This window comes from Micromonospora chalcea, assembly GCF_002926165.1.
In the GTDB taxonomy this organism is placed as follows: domain Bacteria; phylum Actinomycetota; class Actinomycetes; order Mycobacteriales; family Micromonosporaceae; genus Micromonospora; species Micromonospora chalcea.
Map to the genome: position 1 here is coordinate 1 of NZ_MAGP01000155.1, position 21928 is coordinate 21928.

The window sequence follows — 21928 nt, forward strand, 5'->3', positions numbered from 1 at the left end:
ATGGCCTTCGGCTTCCACTCATCCGAAGCCCTCATTGCCATGGCCATGCTCAGCCTCGGCGGCCACCGACCCGAACTACCCCGCCCATGAACACCCGACCCACACATCCGTCACAAGACCCATATTTATGCCTCACAGTCATATCGCTTTTTGGATGTTCCTTGTTCTCGCCACGACACGCCGGGCCGCCACGTCGCGAGGGGCGTCGTCGCGAGGCGGGCCGGGAGCGGTTAACCGGTCGACCGGGGGCGCGGGCCGTGCCACGATCGCGCGATGCCTGCCTCCGTGACCGGCCTGCTGCGCTGGCAGTTCGACCTGACCTGGGCGCTCGCCGAGTACCACTTCGACCGGCTGGAGCCGGCGGATTTCCTCTGGGAGCCGGCCGCGCTGTGCTGGACCATGCGCCCCGGCCCGGGCGGCGGGTGGCGTCCCGACTGGGCCGACAGCGAGCCGGACCCGGTCCCGGCGCCCACGATCGGGTGGCTGACCTGGCACATCGGCTGGTGGTGGTCGGTCGCGACCGACCACGTGCGGCAGCGCCCGGCGCGGGAACGCGACGACATCCGCTGGCCCGGGCCGGGCGCGGAGACGGTCGCCTGGCTGCGGGAGCTGCGGACGGAGTGGACGGACGCGCTGGACGGGCTGGCCGAGGCCGACCTGGACCGGCCGTCCGCGTACCCCTGGCCCGCCGACGCCGGGCTCACCGTGGCGCACCTGGTCGGGTGGGTGAACGCCGAGCTGATGAAGAACGTGGCCGAGATCGGGCAGCTCCGGCTGCTGCGCGCGGCGGCCGGGCTGAGCCGGGCCGCGCTCAGTGCGTGCCGCCGAGGTTGAGCACCACCACCCCGGCGATGACCAGCCCCGCCCCGACCACCTTCGCCACGCTCAGCGGCTCGCCCAGGAACGCCGCGCCGATCGCCATGATGGCGGCGGTGCCGAGGCCGGACCAGACGGCGTACGCGACGCCGACCGGGATGTCCTTCACGGCGAGGGAGAGCAGCCCGAACGCGGACAGGTACGCCACCGCCAGGCCCAGTGTGGGCCAGAGCCGGGTGAAACCGTCTGTGGCCTTGAGCAGGCTGGTGCCGATCACCTCGGCGGTGATCGCGCCGAGCAGGAAGAGGTACGCCATCGCAGGACCGTACCCGGTCCTGCGATGGCGTCCGGTCAGCTCGGTCAGGAGACCGTGCAGGCCTTCCCGTTCAGGGTGACCAGCCCCGGATCCGGGTTCGGGAACCGGGACGCGGTGCCGTTGAAGCCGAACGTGGTGGACGCGCCCGGCGCCAGCTTCGCGTTCCAGGACAGGTTCTTCGCGGTGACCGTGGCGCCGCTCTGGCCGAGCTGCGCCGACCAGGCGTGGTCCACCTTCTGGTCGCCGAGGAACGCCCACCGCAGGCTCCACCTGTTCACCGCCGTCGTGCCGGTGTTGCGCACCGTCACCTGGGTGGTGAAGCCGGACGGCCAGCTCCCGTGCGTGGTGTAGGTGACCGCGCAGGACGGCGCCGGCACCGCGCCGGCGTCACCCTGGTCGGCCAGGAACGACGCGAGCCACGCCAGCGCCGAGTTCCAGTTGATCGCCACCTCGTTCGTCGCGTACGAGTTGATGTCGTCGACGTAGCAGAACATCGGCGCGCATCCGGCGAGCAGGTTCGCCGCGAACGGGTCCTGCAGCGCGGCGTTCGGGCCACCGGCGAGCGAGCCGGCCGGCGGGCGCGGCAGGTCCGGGTTCAGCTGGTGGCCGAAGATCCGGCTGTGCTGGTTGCGGGCGTGCTGCTCGCCCCACCCGGTCACGTACGACATGTTCAGCGCGTTGCGGCCGAACAGGTAGTCGGCGGCCTGCACCGCGCCGTCCCGGTACTTCGCGTCCCGGCTCAGGTCGAACGCGGTGGCCAGCACGATCGCGTTGTTCACCAGGTTGCTGTTGCTGCCCCAGACGTACGCGTCGGCGCTGCCCGGGAACGGCAGCCCGTACGCCTGGCCGGCGATAGTGGCCAGGTAGCTGTCGGCGGCGGCGGTGATCGACTCGCGGATGCGGGTCTTCTCCGCGGCGGGCAGCGTGTTCGGCACGGTGGCCAGGTCCAGGCGGCCCAGCGCGGCCACGCTCTGCCAGCCGAACGCGCCGTTCGGGGCGAACACGTCGGCGGTGTGCAGCGGCGAGCCGGTGACGTCGGCCAGGTACGCCTTGTCGCCGGTGGTCAGCCACAGCTCGGCAGCGGCCCAGTAGAACTCGTCGCTGACGTTGGAGTCGTCGTACGCGCCACCGCCGGTGCCGTCGCTGGCCGAGGCGTAGATCGCCGGGTGCTCCTTGGCCGCCGCGTACGCGGTCTTCGCGGCGGTGCCGCAGCGCGCGGCGAAGGCGGCGTCGTACGGGGCGTACAGCCGCTGGCACTGCGCGGCGACGGCGGCCAGGTTCAGCGTGGCGGCGGTGGACGGCGCGTGCAGCTCACGCGGCTCCGGGTCGTCCTGGGGCTGCAGCGGCAGGCCGGTCCAGTTCCGGTCGTGGATCTTGTGGTGGACCATCCCGGCCAGCGGCTTGCCGGCCGGCACCTGCATGCGCAGCAGGAACTCCAGCTCCCAGCGGGCCTCGTCGAGCACGTCCGGCACGTCGTTGCCGCGCTCGGGCAGCCGCAGCGTGGAGTCGCCCAGGGCGGCGCCGCCGTCGGCGGTCTCGGCGGTCTTGGTCCGCTCGAAGGTGCTCAGGAGCTGGTAGGTGGCGATGCCGCCGTTGACCACGTACTTGCCGTGGTCGCCCGCGTCGTACCAGCCGCCGCGCACGTCCAGCGAGTAGTCGCAGACGCCGGCCTGGCACGGCACGTCGGTGTCGCCCTGGTTCGGCGCGACGCCGAGGTGACCGGCCGGGCGGGCGTACTCCTCGCCGATCAGGTCGCCGTCGATCTCGATGCCGCTGCGCTGGGCGTAGAAGAACTGCAGCGAGTCGGCGCGCAGCCGGTCGTAGAGCGTGCCGGAGATGTCGAACGGGTGGCTGGTCTCGCCGTCCACGGTCAGCGTGTAGCCGGTGCCCGGCTTGCGGTACGCGGAGAAGTCGACGGTCTGCACGTTCTGCCCGGAGGCGGCGTCGGTGCCGCGCGGCGTGGTCTTCCCGCTGGCGACCACCGCGCCGCTGCCCGACTTCAGCTGCCAGGGCAGCGCGTCGGTGGCCTCGGTGACCACAGTCGCGTGCTTCGGCCCGCCGGGCAGGTAGCCGACCTGGTTGACCCGGACCCGGGGCCCGGTGTCCGGCTCGTACGGCGGCGCCGGCTCCCCGCCGCGCAGCGACACGTTGTCCAGGCAGAACGTCTGCGCCTCGGCGCTGCCGCCGACCTGGAAGATCAGCTGGGCGGTGGGGTTCTCGGCCGGGGAGGTGAACGTGGTGGTGACGCGCTTCGAGGTGCCGGTGGCGGTCGCGTCGACGCTCGCGTACGTGGTGTAGGGGGCGCTGCCGAGCTGCAGCACCGCCTTGACGGCCGCGCCCGGGGTGGCGGAGACGTCGAAGGACAGCTCGTACTCGGCGCCCTGCATCAGCGGCACCGCGTCCTGGCCGATGCCGGCGTCCCACGGGTTGGCGGTGCCGGCCGCGACGGTGGTGCAGAGCCGGCCGTCGACGACAGCGAGGTCGCCGGTGCCGTAGGAGAACCAGGGGGAGACACCGGCGCTGAAGTCGCCGTTGCGGAGTTGTTCGGGGGCGTCCGGCGGCACCTCGGCAAGGGCCGGGCCGGCGGTGAGGCCGGTGAGCGCCAGCGTGGTGGCCGCGAGCGCGGCGAGCCGACGTCGGGATCGGGTCACGGAGGTTCCTTCCGTGCTCGGGGGTGGTGGGGGGAGACCGGGAACTGGGAGCGCTCCCAATATCAGGCCGATGTTTCCACCGCGTTCCGTCGCTGTCAATCGATCCGGCCCGATGCTCGGCCGAGCGCCCGCTCGCGGAGGGGTCCGGCGCGCCACGTACGATGTCGGTGATCTCCTACAGACAACCGAGCCCTCGACCTGGCAGGCTGCGACCCATGACCCTGAAGCTTCGTTCCGTCGGAGCGAGCGACCGTGGGCTGATCCGCAGCGGCAACCAGGACGCCCAGCACGCGGGCCCCTGGCTGGTCGCGGTGGCCGACGGCATGGGCGGCATGGCGGCCGGCGACCTGGCCAGCCGCATCGCGATCGACGCGATCGCCCCGCTGGACGTGGAGACGCCGGAGGACGCGCTCGTCGCCGCGCTCCAGGGCGCGATCGAGCTGGCCACCGCGCGGATCCGCCAGGCGGTGGAGGAGGACCCGGAACGTCAGGGCATGGGGACCACGCTCACCGCGCTGCTGTTCGCCCGTACCGGCAGCTGCCTGGCGCTGGCGCACGTCGGCGACTCCCGCGCCTACCTGTTCCGCGAGGGCGTGCTCAAGCAGGTCACCCGCGACGACACGTTCGTGCAGATGCTCGTCGACCAGGGCGTGATCACCGCCGAGCAGGCCAGCAGCCACCCCCGGCGGGCCGTGGTCACCCAGGCGTTGCAGGGCGACCAGGTCTCCCCGTCGTACGCGACGATGGTGCCCCGCGCGGGCGACCGTTGGCTGCTGTGCAGCGACGGACTCTCCAACGTCGTCCGCGCGGACACGCTCACCGAGGTCCTCAACGAGCAGATGGAGCGGGACGCCTGCGCGGCCCGGCTGATCGACCTGGCGCTGCGGGCCGGCGGCCCGGACAACATCACCGTCGTGATCGCCGACGTCGTCGAGGAGTAGCCCTCACCGGCGGCGCGGAGCGGCCCGGCGGGTCGGCTCGGCGGTGGTCGGGTCCTCCGGCCACGGGTGACGCGGGTAGCGGCCCCGCAGCTCCGCCCGCACCTGCGGATAGCCGGTGCGCCAGAACGACGTCAGGTCGGCGGTGACCGCCACCGGCCGCCCGGCGGGGGAGAGCAGGTGCAGCAGCACCGGCACCCGCCCGTCGGCGATGCGCGGCACGTCCCGCCAGCCGAACGTCTCCTGGAGCTTCACCGCCAGCACCGGCGCGCCCGGATCGGCGTAGTCGACACGTACCCGCGACCCGCTGGGCACCGCGAGCCGTTCCGGGGCCAGCTCGTCCAGCCGGGCGGCCTGCCGCCAGTCCAGCAGCCGGCGCAGCGCCGCCACCACGTCCACCCGGCTCAGGTCGGCCCGGCGGCGGGCGCGGACCAGCTCCGGCCCGAGCCAGTCGGGGGCGCGGTCGAGTAGCGCCGCGTCGGAGACGTCCGGCCAGTCCCCGCCGAGCGCCTGGCGGCAGAACGCCATCCGGCGGCGCAGCCCGGTCGCCTCCGGCGTCCAGCGCAGCAGTCCCGGCCCCTCCTGCCGCAGCCCGTCCAGCAGCGCCGCCGCGACCAGCTCCGGTTCCGGCGCGGTCAGGTGCCGCTCGCGCAGCTCGATCGCGCCGAGCCGGTCCACCTCCCGGGCCACCACGTCGCCGCCGGTCCAGGCCACCTCCCGCCCGGAACGCAGCAGCGCCGCCCCGGCCCCCCGGGCGGTCGCCTCGTCGATCGGCGCGGCCAGCCGTACCCGCGCGGCCGGCGCGCCGGGGGAGCGGTCGGCCACCGCGACGGCCAGCCACGCCGCTCCGGCCAGCCCCGACCCGGGCGTCAGCTCCGCGGCGGTCCCGCCGGCCATCAGGTACGCGGACCCGCCCGGCCGCCGCGTCCGGGCCAGCCGTTCCGGGTACGCGAGCCCGGCGATCAGCCCCGCGGCCAGATCGTCGGGCAGGCGCTCCCGTTCGGCGTCGTCGGCGGGCAGAGCGGCGCGCAGGCGGCGTACCTCGGTGCGCCAGCGCGCGGTGGCGGCCGGGTCGACGCCGTCGCGCAGCCGCCGCCAGCGGGCGGGCAGGTCGTCCCCCGTCCCGCCCAGCGTGTCCTCGCCGAGGATCGCCACCACCTCGGCGGCCCGGTCCGCGCCGACCCGGGGCGCGCCGTCCAGCAGGGCCCGCGCCAGCCGGGGATGCGTGCCCGCCGCCGCGACCGCCCGGCCGCGCGCGGTGATCCGGCCGTCGTCGTCCACCGCGCCGAGCGTGCCCAGGGTCTCCCGCGCGACGGCCAGCGCGGCCGGTGGCGGCGGATCGGGCAGCGCCAGGCCGGCGCCGTCCGGGGTGCCCCAGGCCGCCAGCTCCAGCGCGAACCCGGTCAGGTCGGCGGTGGCGATCTCCGGCTCGGGCTGCGGAGCGAGCCGCTCGTGTGCCGCCTCGGACCAGCAGCGGTAGACCGCGCCCGGCGCCTCCCGCCCGGCCCGGCCCGCCCGCTGCGTCGCCGCCGCCCGGGACACCGGCACCGTCACCAGCGAACCCAGCCCTCGGGCCAGGTCGGTGCGGGGCACCCGGCTCAGGCCGGCGTCCACCACGACCCGGACGCCCGGCACGGTCAGGCTGCTCTCCGCCACCGCCGTCGCGAGAACCACGCGCCGCCCGGCGGCGGGGGTGAGCGCCGCGTCCTGGGCCGGGCCGGGCAGCCGTCCGTGCAACGGCAGCACCGTGACGTCGCGCAGGTCGGCCAGGCGGCGCGCGACGGCGCCGATCTCACCCGCGCCGGGCAGGAAGACCAGCACGTCGCCGTCGCGTTCGCGCAGCGCCCGGCGGACCGTGGCGGCCACGTGGTCCAGCAGCGCGGGATCGACCCGGCCACCGCCGGGTGGCGTCACCGGGCGCGGCGGCGGCGCCCACACCCGCTCGACCGGGTGCAGGGCGGCCTCGGCGCGTACCACGGGGGCGGGGTCGCCCGCGCCGAGCAGCGCGGCGAAGCGGTCCGCCTGCGGGGTGGCCGACATCGCCAGCAGCCAGAGGTCCGGGCGCAGCGTGCCGCGCGCCTCGACGCTGAACGCCAGCGCCAGGTCCGCGTCGAGCTGCCGTTCGTGGCACTCGTCGAGCAGCACCGCGTCCACGCCGGGCAGCTCCGGGTCGTGGTGCAGACGGCGCACCAGCAGACCGGTGGTGACCACCTCGATCCGGGTACGCGGCCCGGCCCGGCGCTCGCCGCGCACCGCGTAGCCGATCCGGTCGCCGATCCGGTCGCCGAGCAGCGCGGCCATCCGGTGCGCGGCGGCGCGTGCGGCGACCCGCCGGGGCTGGGCGATCACCACCCGTCCGGCGACGGCGTCGGCGACCGCGAGTGGCGCGGTGGTGGTCTTGCCGGTGCCCGGCGGCGCCACCAGCACGGCGGCGCCCCGGTCGCGCAGCGCTTCAACGAGTGCCGGCAGCACCGGCCGGACCGGCAGGTCGAGGGCGACGTCGGCGAGCACCGACCCACTCTCGCACCCGCCCCCGGCGGGCTGTCGCACCGGCCCCGGTGGGCGGACACGGAACGGCCCGGCCGGCGCACCGCCGACCGGGCCGGGTGGACCGCTGCGCCGGGTCCGCCGACCCGGCCGCCGCCACCTGCTAGTACGTTCCGTCGAGCTGACCGCGCAGCTTGGTCAGGGCCCGGGCCAGCAGCCGGGACACGTGCATCTGCGAGACGCCGATCTGCTCGGCGATCTGCGACTGGGTCAGGTTGCCGTAGAAGCGCAGCGTGAGGATCTTCTGCTCGCGCTGGTCGAGCGTGGCCAGCGCCGGGCCGAGGGCGACGCGCGTCTCGGCCAGCTCGAACTCGCCGTCCTCGCCGCCGAGCAGGTCGCCCAGCTCGGTGGCCCGCTCGCCGTCGCCGGTCGGCGTGGACAGCGACACCGCGTTGTAGGCGCGGGCGCCCTCCAGGCCTTCGAGGACCTCTTCCTCGGTGAGCTTGAGGTGGGCCGCGATGTCGGCGACCGTCGGCGAGCGGCCGAGCGTCTGGAGCAGCGTGCTGTTGGCCTCGGAGATCGCCAGGCGCAGCTCCTGCAACCGGCGGGGGACGCGGATGTCCCAGGTGCGGTCGCGGAAGTGGCGCTTGAGCTCACCGATGATGGTGGGGATCGCGTAGCCGGCGAAGTCGACGCCGCGCGACGGGTCGAACTTGTCGATCGCCTTGATCAGGCCGATCGCGGCGGTCTGCGCCAGGTCGTCGTTCGGTTCGCCGCGGCCGCTGTAGCGGTGGGCCAGGTGGTTCGCCAGCGGCAGCCACGCCTCGATGGCGCGGTCGCGCAGCGCAGGCCGCGAGGGGTGGCCGGCCGGCAGCGCGGCCATGGCGGCGAGCAGGTCGCGTGCGCTGTCGGTGAGCGAGCGGGGGTCGAGCTTCGCGGAGCCGGCCGGCGTGGTCGCCGGGGCGCTGATCGTGTGGGCGGTCATGGGTGGTCCTCCCTGCACCTCGTCCGCGGAAGAAAAAAGACGTGACGCTCAGGTTTAGGTGACGTAGTACGTTCGGGAGCCACCATAGCCCGATCGTGCTGCCGAAATCTAGCCGAAAGTACGATGTACTTAAGGTGTGGCGGGGTATGGACCTCGTTTTTCCGGGCATAGCGCGCCCCGATCGGTCAACGCGGAATCCGACAGGTGGGCGAAGTGTCGCCTTTCTGTCGTTGTCCCGCCGACGGGACCGCCCGTACCGTCCGTAGCGACACGTCAACGGAGGCACCGTGCTGGATCCCGCCGCGCCGCAACTCGTCATCAACGCCCGGACGCTGCTGTTCAGCTGGCTCCCGGCGGATCCCGGCGTGGTCGAGACCCTGCTGCCCGCCGGTCTGCGTCCGCACCCGCAGCGTCAGGTCTTCGTCAACCAGTACGTGGTCGACGACGAGACACAGACCTCCGGCTTCGGCGCGTACTCGCTCACCTACCTGGGTGTCTCACTGACGGACATGGATCCCCCCGACGGCGGGACGCCGGGTGGCTGGTGGACCCACTACTTCTCCTCCAGCGAGCGGGTCCGGCGGTACGCCGCCGCACGGGGCGCGCCCGCCGCCGCCGGGGAGACGCGCCTGGACCTGCGGGGCGACCGGCTCACCGCCGAGACCCGGGCCGCCGAGGGCACGGTGCTGATCCGGGTCACCGCCCGGGTCGGGCACACCGGCACCGAGGTCCACAACGGCCACCACCGCTACCTCACCGGCCGCGACGGCGAGCTGATCGTCACCGACTACCCGTACGTGGCCGAGCCGGTGTCACCGTTCGAGGTCGAGTCGGTGGAGTTCCCGGCGCCGGAGCATCCGGTCCACGCGCTGCGGCCGGCCAACCCGCTGCACGTGTGCTGGGGGTTCTACTCGCCCCGGGTCTCGTTCGCCTATCCGGCCCGCCCGAACGTGCCCGACGAGGTGCGCGACCGTCACCAGGTGCCGGCCCGCCGGGCGCGCAGCGGCCTGCCGTCCGGGTCGTAGACCAGCCGGTACGCGGGCAGCGCCCAGAGCCGCGTACGCCAGGGCAGCCGCTCCGGGCGGTGCGGCCGCAACCGGCCCGGCGGGCGGGGACCGGCCCGGCCCCCGGCGTGCCAGCGGTCCAACTCGTCGGCCGCCGCGGTGATCGAGGCCACCGCGTCCGCCGGGTCCAGCAGGTCGTCGTCCTGCGTGCCGCCGGGATCACGGTCCAGGTGCTCGCGCCACAGCCGCAGCCGCAGGTCGCGGGCGAACCTCCGGGCGCCGTCGCCCATCCCGGCCGGGTCGGCCGGCGCGCGGGTGTCGCGGGTGTCGTCGAGCACCGCGCAGGACAGCTCGCTGTCGTGCGTCCAGGAGCGGCGGTTGAAGTTGTCGCTGCCCACGCTGGCCCACACGTCGTCCACCACGCAGATCTTGGCGTGCACGTAGACCGGCGTGCCGTCGTGGTTCTCCACGTCGAACACGTGCACCCGTTCCGGCGCGGCCCGGTGGCACAGCGACAGCGCCTGCTCCCGGCCCACCATGTTCGGCGGCAGCGCGAGCCGGCCGTCCACGTCCGGGTGCCGGGGCACGACCGCCACCAGGTGCAGGTCCGGATGCTCGTGCAGCGCCTGCGCGAACAGCTCGGCCACCTCGGTCGACCAGAGGTACTGGTCCTCCAGGTAGATCAGCCGCCGGGCCCGGCGTACCGCCTTGGTGTAGCCGCGGGCCACGGTGCGCTCGCCGTCCGGGGCGAACGAGTAGCGGGGCCGCACCGCCGGGTAGGTGCGCAGCACCTGCACGTGGTGCGGCCCGCAGGGCGGCGGGTCGGCGGGCTGTTCGGGCAGCGGGTCGGGGCGCAGGTCGGAGCCGCGCAGCCGGTCCCGCAGGTAGGCCATCGGGTTCTCCGAGTCCAGCGGCATCGGGTCGGTCCACCGCTCCCGGAACGTGGTGTCGAGCGCGCCGACGACCGGCCCGCGCACCGCGAGCTGCACGTCGTGCCAGGGCGGTGTGGGGCCGTACCGGGGGGACATGCCGATCGGCTGCGGGTCGCCGGCGTGGCCGGCGTCGTCGCGGCGGCTGTGGCACAGGTCGATGCCGCCGGCGAACGCGATGTCCCGGCTCGGGTCGCCCGGATGGCGCAGCACCACCAGCTTCTGGTGGTGCGAGCCACCGCGCCGGACCCGCTGGTCGAGCAGCACCTCGCCGCCGGCCGCCCGGATCGCCTCGCTGAGGTCGCGGTTCTCCGCCTCGCTGTAGGACAGCGTGTCGAGGTGGGAGCGCCAGACCAGGCCCTTGACGATCGCCCCGCGCTGGGCGGCCCGCGCGAACAACTGCGCCACCGTCGGGCCGTCCGGGCGCATCCGCTCGTCCGGGTCGCCGCGCCAGTCGGTGAAGAACAGATGATCGCCCGCGGTGAGCGATTCCACCTCGCTGACCAGGCGGTCGAAGTACGCGGCTCCGTGAATCAACGGCTCGGCGAGGTTTCCATCGGTCCAGACGGGTAACTCAGACCCCGGGTTGGCGCGTTCCTGTGCGGTGAGGAACCAGTCCCGCAGAGTCACGTTCCACCCCCGAGGTCGACGACGTCCTCACACGGTAGGACCCCCGGCAGGACCCCGCACGGCGAGCAGCAGGTCGCGTGGGTGCCGCGCGCCAGGGGTACGCCAGACCCCTGGATCGCGACACCGAGGAGGCACCGACATGCCCGCCGAGACGACGAACACCGTGACCGACGACCGCGACCAGGCGGTGGAGGGGGAGCGGGGTGCGCTGGTGGCGGTCCTGTTGATGGTGATCCTCGGGGTAGCCGGGATCTTCGCCGTCTCCTGAGACCGCGGCCGGGCGCCCCGGCGGACCGGGGCGCCCGTGGCAGGTCAGGGCCGGTCGCCCTGGCCGTCGCTGTGCGGCACCCGCCCGGTCGGGATCACCCCGAGCCGGCCGGCCTGGAAGTCCTCGACCGCCTGGATCAGCTCGGCGCGGGTGTTCATCACGAACGGGCCGTAGTGCGCCACCGGCTCGCGGATCGGCTGGCCGCCCATCAGGTACAGCTCCAGCGCCGGGGCGTTGGCGTCCTGCGTCCGGTCGGCGGTGATCCGCAGCGCCTCGCCGGGCCCGTGCACGGCGAGCTGGCCGAGGTGGATCGGCCGCCGGTCGGTGCCGACGGTGCCGCGGCCGGCCAGCACGTACACCAGCGCGTTGAAGTCCGACCGCCACGGCAGGCTCAGCTCGGCGCCGGGCTGCAACGTGACGTGCGCGATGGTGATCGGCGTGTGCGTCGAGCCCGGACCCTGGTGCCCGGCGACCTCGCCGGCGATGACCCGGATCAGGCCGCCGCCGTCGGGCGTGGTGAGCAGCGCCGACTCCCGGCCGCGGATGTCCTGGTAGCGGGGCGCGCTCATCTTGGCGATGCTGGGCAGGTTGACCCAGAGCTGCAGGCCGTGGAACAGCCCGCCGCTCATCACCAGGTGCTCCGGCGGCGCCTCGATGTGCAGCAGGCCACTTCCGGCCGTCATCCATTGAGTGTCGCCGTCGGTGATGGTGCCGCCGCCACCGGTCGAGTCCTGGTGGTCCATGATCCCGTCGATCATGTAGGTCACCGTCTCGAAGCCGCGGTGCGGGTGCCAGGAGGTACCCTTCGGCTCGCCCGGCGCGTAGTCGACCTCGCCCATCTGGTCGAGGTGGATGAACGGGTCCAGCTCGGTCATCGGCACGCCGGCGAAGGCCCGGCGGACCGGGAAGCCCTCGCCCTCGTACCCGCTGGGGGCGGTGGTGACCCGGCGGACGGAGCGGTATTCGGTGGCCTCGCCGAGCTTCGGCAGGCGGGGCAGGACGAGGACGTCGTCGACGGTGATCGCGGGCATCGCGGGGCTCCTTACTTGTCGGCCGGGACGGACGACGCGGTGCGGTCGGCGCGCAGGCGCCGGCCGAGCCGCTCGAAGACCCGGGTGAGGCAGGCGACCTCGGCGTCGTCGAGGTCGTCGATCAGGTGGGCGCGCACGGAGCGCAGGTGGTGCGGCGCGGCCTCGCGCAGGGCGAACAGGCCGGCCGCGGTGAGCACTGCCTCGCTGCCGCGCCGGTCGGCCGGACACGCCTCCTTCGCCACCAGTCCGCGCTTGCGCATCGTGGTGATCTGGTAGGTCAGCCGGCTCGGCGAGAACACCAGCCGGTCGGCCAGCTCCCCCATGCGCAGCCGCTGGCCGGGCGCCTCGGAGAGCAGCACCAGCACGTGGTAGTCGGCGAAGCTCAGGTCGCTGTCGGCGCGCAGGTCGTCCTCGAGCCGGGTGAACAGCCGCTGGCTCGACTCGATGTACGCGCGCCAGCAGGCCATCCGCTCGGCGTCCAGGCTCTCCGTCATGGCTCCGAGAGTAGCACTATTTAAAATTTAAACAAGTGGCCCTGGCGTGCGCGGACCAGCGTGCCTTAGGGGGCTTCTTAAAACCTGAACGGGCCGCCCGGCTAGGGTCGGGGAATGGACGATCTCGACCTGCTCGACTGGCGGGAGCGGGTGGCGGCGCTCTACCTGTCCGACCTCGACCTGGCCGGCTTCCGGGCCGCCCGCGACGAGCTGTTCCGCACCCACCCCAGCAGCCCGGTGCCGCCCGCCGACCGGCCCGGCTTCACCGGACTGCGCTGGTACCCGCCCGACCCGTCGGCAGTGGTCGAGGCGCCGCTGCGCGCCGCCTCCGGCGAGCTGCGCATCGACACCGGCGGCCCGGACGGCGTGGTCGCGTACCGGCGGGTGGCCGTCGCGGAGACGCCGTGGGGACCGCTCACGCTCTGGTGGATCGAGGCGTACGGGGACGGACTCTTCCTGCCCGTACGGGACGCCACCTGCGGCGACGGCTCGTACGGCGGGGGCCGGTATCTCACCGACACGGTGAAGGGCACGTTCGGCCGCGGCCTGACCGTGCTGCCCGGCGACCGGGTCCGGCTGGACGCCAACTACCTCTACAACCCCAGCTGCGCCTACGACGACAGGTGGGCCTGCCCGCTGGCCCCGCCGGAGAACCGGGTGGACGTGCCGCTGCGCGCCGGCGAGCGCGCGTACCACGAATGAGGGGAGGGCCGCCCGGCCCTCCCCTCATCGCCCTGCCGGTCAGCGGGCGGTGGCGCCCGTCGGTGTCAGGTGCATCCGGCTGAGCAGCTGCTGGGCCTGCCCGGCCATCTCCGCGTCCACCGTCACCGCGTACTGGGCGGCCCGCAGCGAACTGGCCGACGTGAAGTCACGCTGACCGCCGCTCATCGCGTGCGCGACAGCGCCGAACACGGCACCCCAGATCGCGCCGATCACCAGGCCGACCAGGATCACCGCGAGCCAGTTGCCGGCGGTGAAGATGCCGAAGAGCAACCCGATGAACAAACCGAACCAGGCGCCGGTGCCGGCCCCGAGCAGGGCCGCCCGGCCCGTGGTGAGCCGTCCCATCACGGTCTCCACGAGCGTGAGGTCCGTACCGACGATCGAGGTACGTTCCACCGGGAACCGGTTGTCGGCCAGATAGTCCACCACGCGCTGGGCGGACGGATAGTCCGGGTACGAGCCGATTGTGACGGTCGCCGAACCGGCCTGCGGTCCGTGCCCGTCCCCGCTCGGCGGCGTCGGGCGACCGCCCGGGCCGGACGGGAGGTTGTCGCTGCCCGGCATGCCGGGTTGCCAGGCCGTGGTTGGAGTCGAGGGTCTGGTCATGAGCATCCTCCTTCGTCAACCCGCCGCGTTCCCCTCGCCGGGCAGCGGTAACGCACCGGCCCGGACCGATGTGGCGAGGCATGCCGACGCCCCGCGCCGGGTAGCCACACCCGTGCCGACCCGACACATCAGCGAGCACGGCTTCCTCGCCGACGGGCGCAGCGCGGCCCTGGTCGACCGCGACGGCTCGGTCGACTGGTGGTGCCCGCCCCGGTTCGACGCGCCGTCGGTGTTCGGCCGCCTGCTCTACGAGGACGCGGGGCACTGGAGCATCCGCCCGGAGGGGCAGTCGACGAGCACGCGCTCCTACCTGGACGACGCGCTCGTGCTGCGTACCGTCTTCGCCACCGCGACCGGCACGGTGGCCGTCACCGACGCGCTGGCGCTGGAGCCCGGCGCGCGCGGTCACGACATCGGGATGCGCTCGCCGCGGGTGCTGGCCCGGCTGGTGGAAGGGCTCACCGGCGAGGTGGCGATGCGCGTCGACTACGCGCCCCGCTTCGAGTACGGCCGCGTCGGCGCCTACCTGACCGAACGCGACGGCGTGATCCGCGCCACCGCCGGCGCCTGCCGCCTGGAGTTGCGCGCCGACGTCCCGCTCACCATCGCCGGGGGCGCCGCCACCGGGCGGTTCACCGCCCGCGCCGGCAGCACGCACCGCTTCACCCTCGGGTACGCCCCGACGTACGCCGGCGCCGAACCGGCGCTGCCCGACGCCGCCGAGGTGATCGCCGAGACGGTGGCCGGGTGGCGGTCCTGGTCGGCGTTGCACGACTACCAGGGCGAGTACCGCGACGAGGTGCGGCGCAGCGCGCTCGCGGTGCAGGGCATGACGTACGCGCCCAGCGGCGCGGTCGTCGCGGCGGCCACCACCTCGGTGCCGGAGCGGCTCGGCGGCGACCGCAACTACGACTACCGCTACGTCTGGCTGCGCGACTTCAGCCTCACCCTCCAGGCGCTGTGGCGGGCCGCCTGCCCGGACGAGGCGGACCGGCAGTTCACCTGGGTGGCGCGGGCGATGGGCCGGATCGGCGACGAGCCGGTGCCGATCATGTACGGCGTCGAGGGGGAGCGGGACCTGACCGAGCACGACCTCGACCACCTCGCCGGGTACGCCGGCAGCCGGCCGGTGCTCGTCGGCAACGACGCCTGGCGGCAGCGGCAGAACGACGTGCTGGGCGAGGTGCTGGATGCGGCCTGGCTGATGCGCTACTACCTCGACCCCATGTCACCGGAGGTGCGTGACCTGCTGCGCACGCTCGCCGACCAGGCCGAACGCGGCTGGCACCGGCCCGACGCCGGCATGTGGGAGGCGCGCGGCCCGCAGCGGCACTACGTCTCCTCCAAGGTCGAGTGCTGGACCGCGCTGGACCGGGCGGTCCGGTTCGGCTCCCGCATCGGCGAGCCGGCCGACGTGGCCCGCTGGGCCGCCGCGCGCGACGAGGTGCGGGCGGCGGTGCTCGCCCGGGGCTGGAACGAGCGGGTCGGCGCGTACACCGGGGTGTTCGGCTCCGACGACCTGGACGCCTCGGTGCTGGTCATGCCGCTGGTCGGCTTCCTGCCGGCGAGCGACCGGCGGATGCGCGCCACGATGGACCTGCTGGAGCGGCGGCTGTCCCGCGACGGGCTGCTGCGCCGCTTCGACGGCGACCCGGCCGGGTTCGTGATCTGCTCGTTCTGGCTGGCCGCCGGCCTGGCCGAGGCGGGGGAACTGGACCGGGCGAGGCGGCTGTTCGAACGGCTCGCCGCCCGCGCGAACGACCTCGGCCTGTACGCCGAGCAGATCGACCCGGACACCGGCGAGCAGATGGGCAACTTCCCGCAGGCGTACTCGCACATCGGCCTGATCACCGCCGCCGGCCGCATCACCGACGCCGCCGCCCGCGCCGCCTTTCCGCGTTGATCATGAAGTTGACGGCGTAGTCGATCTCCCCGAGTGCCGCCAACCTCATGATCGGCGCGGGAAAGAGAGGGGTGGGGGAGGATGAGGGGGTGGAGCTGGTGATCATGGCGGACACGCACGTGCCCAAGCGGGCGCGGGATCTTCCGGGGCCGCTGTGGGCGGCCGTGGAGGCCGCGGATGTCGTGGTGCACGCCGGGGACTGGGTGGACGTGGCGCTGCTGGACCTGCTGGAGGCGCGGTCGCGCCGGCTGGTCGCCGTGTACGGCAACAACGACGGGCCGGAGCTGCGCGCCCGGCTGCCCGAGGTGGCCCGGGTCGAGCTGGACGGCCTGCGCGTCGCCGTGGTGCACGAGACCGGCCCGAAGACCCGCCGCGAGGAGCGCTGCGCCGCCGCGTACGGCGACTGCGACCTGCTCGTCTTCGGGCACTCGCACATCCCCTGGGACAGCGTCGCCCCGGGCGGCCTGCGGCTGCTCAACCCCGGCTCGCCGACCGACCGGCGGGCGCAGCCGCACGCGACGTACCTGACCGCGCGGGTGGCGGCGGGGCGGCTCGACCGGGTCGAGCTGCACCGCCTGCCCCCGCGCTGACCGCTCAGCGGCCCCGGCCGGTCTCCGCCTGCAACTCGTCGATCCGCCGGGACGCCTCGGCCTTGGTCAGGCCCTCCGGCACCGGCTCGCCCGCCTCCTGCGCCAGCGTGTGCAGGTACGACTCCTGGGCGGCGGTGGGCGGCTCGTCGCCGGTGACCCAGTCGTCCGGGTCCTTGACGGCGGCGTCCGGGTTCACGTTCCTGCCGTTGGTGCTGGCGCGGTCGGCCATGCTCATCACCTCTCCTCGAACAGGTGTTCCACTACCCCCGGGCCGCCGGGTTCATGCCGGCCGCCGCCTACGATCACCTGGTGACGACGGACCGGGCGGGCGTGGTGGTGGTCGGCGCGGGCATCGCCGGAGTGGCGTGCGCGACCGAGTTGGCGCGGGCCGGGATCCCGGTACGGCTGCGCGAGCGCGCCCGGGTCACCGGCGGGCGGATGGCCAGCAAGCGTTTCGACGGCCGCCCGGCGGACCTGGGCGCCGCGTACTTCACCGTCGACGCCCCGGACTTCGCCGCCGTGGTGGACCGGTGGCGGGCGGCCGGGCTGGCGCGGGAGTGGACCGACACGCTCGCCGCGTACGGGCCGGGCGGACGCGAGCAGGTCACCGGCCCGATGCGGTGGGCCGCCCCACGCGGGCTGCGCTCGCTCGTCGAACACCTGGCCGGCGACCTTCCGGTGACCCACAACCGGCTGGTGATGACAGTCGAGCCGGGCCCCCGGGCCGACGGCGCCGAGGCCGAGGCGGTGGTGCTCGCCATGCCCGGCCCGCAGGCCGCGCTGCTGCTGGACCCGGCGCTGGCCGAGGCGACCCGGGCGGTGGCCGCGCAGCGGTGGTCGTCCGCGTTGACCGGGGTGCTGCACTTCCCGGCCCGCCGCTGGGCGGACTTCCGGGGCGCGTTCGTCAACGACCACCCGGTGCTCAGCCTGGTCTGCGACGACGGCGACCGGCGCGGCGACGGCGCGCCGGTGCTCGTAGCGCACACCACCGCCGGGTTCGCCGCCCGGCACCTGCTCCAGCCCACCGCCGCCCGCGAGGCGATCGAGCAGGCGGTCCGCGACCTGCTCGGGCTGCCCGAGCCGGCGCTGTCGACCCACGTGCACCGCTGGACGTACGCGACCCCGGCCGCGCACGCCGGGGATGCCACGTTCCACCTGGACGACGACGGCATCGGCCTGGCCGGCGACGCGTTCGGCCGCCCGCGCGTGCAGACCGCCTGGCGCTCCGGCCGGGACCTCGGCCGCGCGCTCGCCGCCCGGCTGGGCTGAACCGGGGCGCGCTCAGCCGGTGGCGCCCACCGGCTGCGCCGCCGACCCGGCCCGCGTGTCCTCGCCGGTGCGTTCACCCTCCCGGTCCAGCAACTGCATGACCGGTGTCGCGGCGATCCCGTGCGCCACCACCGAGACCACCACCACGAGACCGACTGTGGCCCAGACCAGCTCCGCCTGCGGGAAGTCGGTCTTGCTGGTGGCGTACGCCAGGTAGTAGAACGAGCCGACGCCGCGGATGCCGAACAGCGAGATCACCCAGTGCTCGGCCGGCTTGCCGGGCGCGCCGCGCAGCGACAGCCACCCGGCCAGCGGCCGGATCACCAGCACCAGGGCCAACCCGGCCAGCGCGGCCGGCCAGGTCAGCGGCGCGAGCAGCCCGCCGATCACCGCGCCGCCGAACAGCAGCAGCAACAGCACGGTGAGCAGCCGCTCCACCTGCTCGGCGAAGTCGTGCAGCACGGAGTGGAACTCGTGGGTGCGCTCGGCGGCCCGGATCGCCCGGGCGGCCACGAACACAGCCAGGAAGCCGTACCCGCCGATCACCTCGACCAGCCCGTACGCGAGGAACGTCGCGGCCAGCGCGAGGAACCCCTCGGAGTGCCGGGCCAGCCGCAGCTTGCTCGGGGCGCGGAAGAACAGCTTGCCGAGCAGCCAGCCGACGAGCAACCCGCCGCCCACCCCGGCGGCGAGCTTGTAGAGCACGTCCACCGCGAACCACTCGCCGAGCCAGCCGGACGGCGCGAGCCCGGTGGTGGCGATCGCGATGGCCGCGTACACGAACGGGAAGGCCAGCCCGTCGTTCAGGCCCGCCTCCGAGGTGAGCGCGAAGCGCACCTCGTCCTCGGAGTCCTCCACGTCGGTCGGTTCGCCCACCTGCACGTCGGAGGCGAGCACCGGGTCGGTGGGCGCGAGCGCCGCGCCGAGCAGCAGCGCCGCGGCCGGCACCAGCCCGGCCCACCACCAGCCGAGCAGCGCCACCGCGGCGATGCACAGCGGCATGGCGATCGCCAGCAGCCGCCACGTCGACGACCAGCGGGCCCAGCTCAACGGACGGTCGATCTTCAGGCCGGCGCCCATCAGCGCGACGATCACGCCGACCTCGGTGAGGTGGGTGGTCAGCTCCGGCCAGCGCAGCGGATCCGGTGTGGGCAGACCGGTGGGCAGCACGAAGACGAGCATGCCGAGCCCGAGGAACGCGATCGGCATCGACAGCGGCCGTTGCTCCAGGACCCGGGGCAGCACCCCGGCCAGCAGCGCACCGACGCCCAGCAGAGCGAACGCGACATCGACCGGTTCCACGGCACCACCCTTCCGACGCCCGGCGGCCGGGCGGTGGAGTCCAGCAGTGCCCCGAAGCGGACCCGGCTAAGCCTGCGCGCGCCCGCCGGTTGACCGCCGCTCAGCCGAGCGAGGCGATGGCGCTGTCGGACAGGGCGTCCAGCAGCGCGGCCGGGTCGTCGTACACCGCGACCGCGCCCGCGCCGGCCAGCTCCGCGCGGCCGGTGCCGCCGCAGGTCAGCCCGATGCAGGGGATGTCGAGCTTGCCGGCGGCGGCGACGTCCCAGACCGAGTCGCCGACGAACACCACCCGCTCGGCGGCCAGCCCCGACTGCTCCAGCGCGGCGACCAGGATGTCCGGCGCCGGCTTGCTCTCCCGCGCGTCGGCCGACGAGGTGACCGAGTCGATCACGTCGTCGGCGTCCAGCGCGGCCCGTAGCGCGGTCACCTCGTGCTCGGCGGCCGAGGTCGCGAGCACCACCCGCAGCCCGCGCTCCGCGCAGGCGCGCAGCAGCTCCCGCGCCCCGGGCAGTGGCGTGAGGCGCTCCCAGTACTCGCCGTAGAGCGCGTCGTGCGCGTCGCGCAGCCGGCCGTCGGCGTCCCGGTCGCGCTCCGCGCCGAGCAGGTGGTCGAGGAGCTTGTCCGAGCCCATGCCGATGGACCTGTGGATCCGCGCCATCGGCACCCGGTGGTCGGCCTGGCGCAGCGCCTCCCACCAGCTCACCGTGTGCAGGTACGTGGTGTCGACCAGGGTGCCGTCCACGTCGAAGAGGACACCGCGGCGCTTGTCGTCGGTCATGTCCGGCTCCTACCCGGCCGGGGCGTCGCCGACGCGCGGTCCGTCCGCCGGGATGAGGATCTCGAACCACACAGTCGATCCGCGTACGGTCGGGTCGGTCCCCCAGGCGTCGCTCAGCTCCTCGATCAGGCCGAGCCCACGGCCCCGGCTGCTGAGCGTGTCGGTCTGGGCGCGGGTCACCTGACCCCGGGTGCCCGAGTCGGCCACCGACACCAGCAGCCGCTCCGCGGACAGGTCCACCTCGACCCGGGCGGCGGTGCCGGCGTGCAGCAGCGCGTTCGTGGTCAGCTCGCTCGTGCACAGCACCGCCGCGCCGATCACCGCCTCGGGCACCTGCCACTCGGTGAGCTGCGCGGTCATCCAGTGCCGGACCCGGCTCGGCGCGGTCGGCTCGGCCGGCACCTCCATGCTCGCCGACCGGCTCGGCCGGACCGCGTACTCCACCGCGAGCACCGCCACGTCGTCCTCGGTGGCGCCCGGCACCGCGGCGGTCGCGACAGCGCACAGCGCGCGCGGGTCCCCGCCGGCCGCTCCGGTCACCGCCGCGCCCAGGCCCGCCATTCCGGCGGCCACGTCCTGCCAGCGGCGCTCCACCACGCCGTCGCTGTAGAGCAGCAGGGTGTCACCGGGGCGGAACGGCACGGTGACGGTACGCGCCCGCCCGCCCAGGCCCAGCGGAGGAGCGGGCGGCACGTCGACGAACTCGGCCACCGCCGCGTCGGGTCCGGCGCGCCGGATCAGCGGCGCGGGATGCCCGGCACTGGCCAGCGTGACCAGTTCCCGGTCCGCGTCGATCACGCCGAACACGACTGTGACGAACAGCTCCTGGGTGCCGCACGCGACGCCGAGGCTGGCGACCAGCCGGTCCAGGCCGTCGAGCACCGCGTCCGGGCGAGGGTCGACCAGGGCGAGCGCGCGCAGCGCGGCGCGCACCTGGCCCATCCGGGCGGCGGCCTGCAGGTCGTGCCCGGCCACGTCGCCCAGCACCACCCCGAGCGCGCCGGTGGGCAGCAGGAACGCGTCGTAGAAGTCGCCGCCGGCGGCGTTGCCGTCCACGCCCGGGTCGTACCGGGCGGCGATACGCAGCCGGGGCAGGTCCGGCAGCCGCTCCGGCAGCATGCTGCGTTGCAGCATCTGGGCGGTGCCGTGCTGGGTCTCGAAGCGGCGGGCCCGCTCGGCGGCCTGGCCGACCAGCTCCGCCGACGCGGCGAGCAGCGCCCGTTCCGCGGGGGACCACGGACGCGGCTCCCGGTAACCGATGGTGAGCGAGCCACGGACCACACTCGTGCGCAGCGGCAGCGCCGCCAGCGCGCGGATCTTCTCGTCGTGCCGGTCCGCCGCGACGCCGCGCAGCGGCTGGCCGTCGGCGGTGAACGAGGCCACGCCGCTGCGCGCGGACACCACCGCCGGCAGCGCCGACTCGGCGGACATCCGCCGCCACAGCGGGGGCAGCCGCTCGTCGGCCTCGTCGAGCAGTTCGCCGCGGATGCGGCGGACCAGCCGCCAGGCGCTGCCCTCGTCCACCGCGAACGACACCCGGTCCGCGTCGAAGGAGTGCAGGCAGTAGCGCAGCGTCACCCGGGCCACGTCGTCCAGGGTGAGCGTGCCGGACAGCGCCGCCGCGAAGTCGCTCAGGCTCTGCAACTGCTGGGTCAGCTGGGTGGTCTGCGCCGAGACGGTGAGCACGCCGACGATCCGGCCGGTGGAGTCGCGTACCGCGCAGTGCCCACGGGTGAACACGGCCGGCTCGGCCGGACCCTGCCGGTCGGCGGGCAGCACCGCCTCCCGCTGCAGGAACGGCTCACCGTGCCGGTAGACGCGCTCCAGCGCCTCGCCGGCGCCGGGATCACGCCACACCTCGGCGAACGCCTCGGCCGCCGGCCGGCCCAGCGCGTGCGGGTGCCGGTCGCCGATCAGCTCGGCGTACCCGTCGTTGTAGAAGACGACGAGGTCGTCGCCGAGGAGCAGCGCCATCGGCACCGGGGAGGCGAGCACCACGTCCATCACGGCGCGTACCGCCGGATCCCAGCCCTGCGGTGCGCCCAGCGGCGTGCCGGCCCACGGATGACCGGTCTGCGCGGGCGGCCCGTGGACGACGGGATCGGCGGGCGCTCCCGGTGCGGGGGCGGGCGGTGTGGGAACCCGACCGACGGTGCCTGGCATGACCGCAGCCTAACCGGAGCGTGGCGGGCTGGTTCCGATCATGCG

General features: G+C 74.6%; 20 protein-coding genes. 8 read left to right on the plus strand and 12 right to left on the minus strand.

The features are described from left to right. Window positions 1–273 precede the first annotated feature (273 nt). A complete protein-coding gene (locus BAW75_RS26975; RefSeq protein WP_104115349.1) occupies window positions 274–834 on the plus strand; it encodes a DinB family protein in 561 nt (186 codons plus the stop codon). Here the strand turns inward: BAW75_RS26975 and BAW75_RS26980 are convergent. Together BAW75_RS26980 and BAW75_RS26985 are read right to left on the minus strand one after the other, a co-directional pair. Then, window positions 812–1132 carry a DMT family transporter gene (locus BAW75_RS26980; RefSeq protein ID WP_104115351.1) on the minus strand — a complete coding sequence of 107 codons (321 nt, stop codon included), beginning with the start codon at window positions 1130–1132 and terminating at the stop codon, window positions 812–814. The genes BAW75_RS26975 and BAW75_RS26980 overlap by 23 nt on opposite strands. A gap of 44 nt (window positions 1133–1176) precedes the next feature. After that, entirely contained in the window at window positions 1177–3783 is a 2607-nt protein-coding gene (locus BAW75_RS26985) for a glycoside hydrolase family 9 protein (RefSeq protein ID WP_104115353.1), read from the minus strand. Window positions 3784–3998: 215 nt separating this feature from the next. On the opposite strand from BAW75_RS26985, the gene BAW75_RS26990 reads away from it, so the two are divergent. Continuing rightward, window positions 3999–4724, plus strand: a complete 726-nt coding sequence (locus BAW75_RS26990; protein ID WP_043325052.1) for a PP2C family protein-serine/threonine phosphatase — start codon at window positions 3999–4001, stop codon at window positions 4722–4724. Window positions 4725–4727: 3 nt separating this feature from the next. Here the strand turns inward: BAW75_RS26990 and hrpB are convergent, their stop codons facing one another. Further along, window positions 4728–7232 (minus strand): ATP-dependent helicase HrpB, encoded by a 2505-nt coding sequence (gene hrpB / locus BAW75_RS26995; RefSeq protein WP_104115354.1) that lies wholly within the window; start codon window positions 7230–7232, stop codon window positions 4728–4730. A gap of 139 nt (window positions 7233–7371) precedes the next feature. Continuing rightward, window positions 7372–8193, minus strand: a complete 822-nt coding sequence (locus BAW75_RS27000; protein WP_104115356.1) for a SigB/SigF/SigG family RNA polymerase sigma factor — start codon at window positions 8191–8193, stop codon at window positions 7372–7374. A 287-nt stretch (window positions 8194–8480) separates the two neighbouring features. On the opposite strand from BAW75_RS27000, the gene BAW75_RS27005 reads away from it, so the two are divergent. Further along, the gene (locus BAW75_RS27005) at window positions 8481–9218 is read left to right on the plus strand and encodes a hypothetical protein (RefSeq protein WP_104115358.1); all 738 of its coding nucleotides are present in this window, start codon (window positions 8481–8483) and stop codon (window positions 9216–9218) included. Here BAW75_RS27005 and BAW75_RS27010 read toward each other — a convergent pair. Further along, a complete protein-coding gene (locus tag BAW75_RS27010; RefSeq protein WP_104115360.1) occupies window positions 9167–10756 on the minus strand; it encodes a phospholipase D family protein in 1590 nt (529 codons plus the stop codon). The genes BAW75_RS27005 and BAW75_RS27010 overlap by 52 nt on opposite strands. Before the next feature lie 139 nt (window positions 10757–10895). Between BAW75_RS27010 and BAW75_RS33265 the strand changes: the two genes are divergently transcribed. Then, a complete protein-coding gene (locus tag BAW75_RS33265; protein ID WP_255292629.1) occupies window positions 10896–11024 on the plus strand; it encodes a hypothetical protein in 129 nt (42 codons plus the stop codon). A 44-nt stretch (window positions 11025–11068) separates the two neighbouring features. Here BAW75_RS33265 and BAW75_RS27015 read toward each other — a convergent pair whose 3' ends face one another. Continuing rightward, window positions 11069–12055, minus strand: coding sequence for a pirin family protein (locus BAW75_RS27015; protein WP_104115361.1), 987 nt, complete (start codon window positions 12053–12055; stop codon window positions 11069–11071). An 11-nt stretch (window positions 12056–12066) separates the two neighbouring features. Further along, the gene (locus tag BAW75_RS27020) at window positions 12067–12549 is read right to left on the minus strand and encodes a MarR family winged helix-turn-helix transcriptional regulator (protein WP_043325045.1); all 483 of its coding nucleotides are present in this window, start codon (window positions 12547–12549) and stop codon (window positions 12067–12069) included. Window positions 12550–12663: 114 nt separating this feature from the next. Here BAW75_RS27020 and BAW75_RS27025 point away from each other — a divergent pair, with 114 nt between their 5' ends. Continuing rightward, window positions 12664–13251 carry a DUF1684 domain-containing protein gene (locus BAW75_RS27025; RefSeq protein ID WP_104115363.1) on the plus strand — a complete coding sequence of 196 codons (588 nt, stop codon included), beginning with the start codon at window positions 12664–12666 and terminating at the stop codon, window positions 13249–13251. Window positions 13252–13290: 39 nt separating this feature from the next. Here BAW75_RS27025 and BAW75_RS27030 read toward each other — a convergent pair whose 3' ends face one another. Then, window positions 13291–13878 (minus strand): general stress protein, encoded by a 588-nt coding sequence (locus tag BAW75_RS27030; protein WP_043325043.1) that lies wholly within the window; start codon window positions 13876–13878, stop codon window positions 13291–13293. Window positions 13879–13990: 112 nt separating this feature from the next. On the opposite strand from BAW75_RS27030, the gene BAW75_RS27035 reads away from it, so the two are divergent. Next, the gene (locus BAW75_RS27035) at window positions 13991–15781 is read left to right on the plus strand and encodes a glycoside hydrolase family 15 protein (protein WP_104115364.1); all 1791 of its coding nucleotides are present in this window, start codon (window positions 13991–13993) and stop codon (window positions 15779–15781) included. Between the two features lie 89 nt (window positions 15782–15870). Continuing rightward, complete coding sequence (locus BAW75_RS27040; protein WP_104115365.1) at window positions 15871–16371, plus strand: metallophosphoesterase family protein; 501 nt, start codon at window positions 15871–15873, stop codon at window positions 16369–16371. 4 nt (window positions 16372–16375) lie between these two features. Here the strand turns inward: BAW75_RS27040 and BAW75_RS27045 are convergent, their stop codons facing one another. Then, a complete protein-coding gene (locus tag BAW75_RS27045; RefSeq protein WP_043330357.1) occupies window positions 16376–16600 on the minus strand; it encodes a DUF3072 domain-containing protein in 225 nt (74 codons plus the stop codon). Between the two features lie 101 nt (window positions 16601–16701). Here BAW75_RS27045 and BAW75_RS27050 point away from each other — a divergent pair, with 101 nt between their 5' ends. Then, window positions 16702–17640 (plus strand): NAD(P)/FAD-dependent oxidoreductase, encoded by a 939-nt coding sequence (locus tag BAW75_RS27050; RefSeq protein WP_208635320.1) that lies wholly within the window; start codon window positions 16702–16704, stop codon window positions 17638–17640. A 12-nt stretch (window positions 17641–17652) separates the two neighbouring features. Here the strand turns inward: BAW75_RS27050 and BAW75_RS27055 are convergent, their stop codons facing one another. The 3 genes from BAW75_RS27055 to BAW75_RS27065 form a co-directional block, all read right to left on the minus strand. Beyond that, window positions 17653–18942 (minus strand): cation:proton antiporter domain-containing protein, encoded by a 1290-nt coding sequence (locus BAW75_RS27055; RefSeq protein WP_104115367.1) that lies wholly within the window; start codon window positions 18940–18942, stop codon window positions 17653–17655. Window positions 18943–19042: 100 nt separating this feature from the next. Further along, window positions 19043–19720, minus strand: coding sequence for an HAD family hydrolase (locus BAW75_RS27060; RefSeq protein ID WP_043325039.1), 678 nt, complete (start codon window positions 19718–19720; stop codon window positions 19043–19045). Window positions 19721–19729: 9 nt separating this feature from the next. After that, window positions 19730–21883 (minus strand): ATP-binding SpoIIE family protein phosphatase, encoded by a 2154-nt coding sequence (locus tag BAW75_RS27065; RefSeq protein ID WP_104115369.1) that lies wholly within the window; start codon window positions 21881–21883, stop codon window positions 19730–19732. Window positions 21884–21928: the final 45 nt, after the last annotated feature.

What these genes read in the sequence shown, in the direction of transcription:
- BAW75_RS33265 (WP_255292629.1), top strand. Translation starts at nt 10,896, where the DNA reads ATGCCCGCCGAGACGACGAACACCGTGACCGACGACCGCGACCAGGCG.
- BAW75_RS27065 (WP_104115369.1), bottom strand. Translation starts at nt 21,883, where the DNA reads ATGCCAGGCACCGTCGGTCGGGTTCCCACACCGCCCGCCCCCGCACCG.
- BAW75_RS26990 (WP_043325052.1), top strand. Translation starts at nt 3,999, where the DNA reads ATGACCCTGAAGCTTCGTTCCGTCGGAGCGAGCGACCGTGGGCTGATC.
- BAW75_RS26980 (WP_104115351.1), bottom strand. Translation starts at nt 1,132, where the DNA reads ATGGCGTACCTCTTCCTGCTCGGCGCGATCACCGCCGAGGTGATCGGC.
- BAW75_RS27015 (WP_104115361.1), bottom strand. Translation starts at nt 12,055, where the DNA reads ATGCCCGCGATCACCGTCGACGACGTCCTCGTCCTGCCCCGCCTGCCG.
- BAW75_RS26975 (WP_104115349.1), top strand. Translation starts at nt 274, where the DNA reads ATGCCTGCCTCCGTGACCGGCCTGCTGCGCTGGCAGTTCGACCTGACC.
- BAW75_RS27060 (WP_043325039.1), bottom strand. Translation starts at nt 19,720, where the DNA reads ATGACCGACGACAAGCGCCGCGGTGTCCTCTTCGACGTGGACGGCACC.
- BAW75_RS27045 (WP_043330357.1), bottom strand. Translation starts at nt 16,600, where the DNA reads ATGGCCGACCGCGCCAGCACCAACGGCAGGAACGTGAACCCGGACGCC.
- BAW75_RS27020 (WP_043325045.1), bottom strand. Translation starts at nt 12,549, where the DNA reads ATGACGGAGAGCCTGGACGCCGAGCGGATGGCCTGCTGGCGCGCGTAC.
- BAW75_RS27030 (WP_043325043.1), bottom strand. Translation starts at nt 13,878, where the DNA reads ATGACCAGACCCTCGACTCCAACCACGGCCTGGCAACCCGGCATGCCG.
- BAW75_RS27000 (WP_104115356.1), bottom strand. Translation starts at nt 8,193, where the DNA reads ATGACCGCCCACACGATCAGCGCCCCGGCGACCACGCCGGCCGGCTCC.
- BAW75_RS27025 (WP_104115363.1), top strand. Translation starts at nt 12,664, where the DNA reads ATGGACGATCTCGACCTGCTCGACTGGCGGGAGCGGGTGGCGGCGCTC.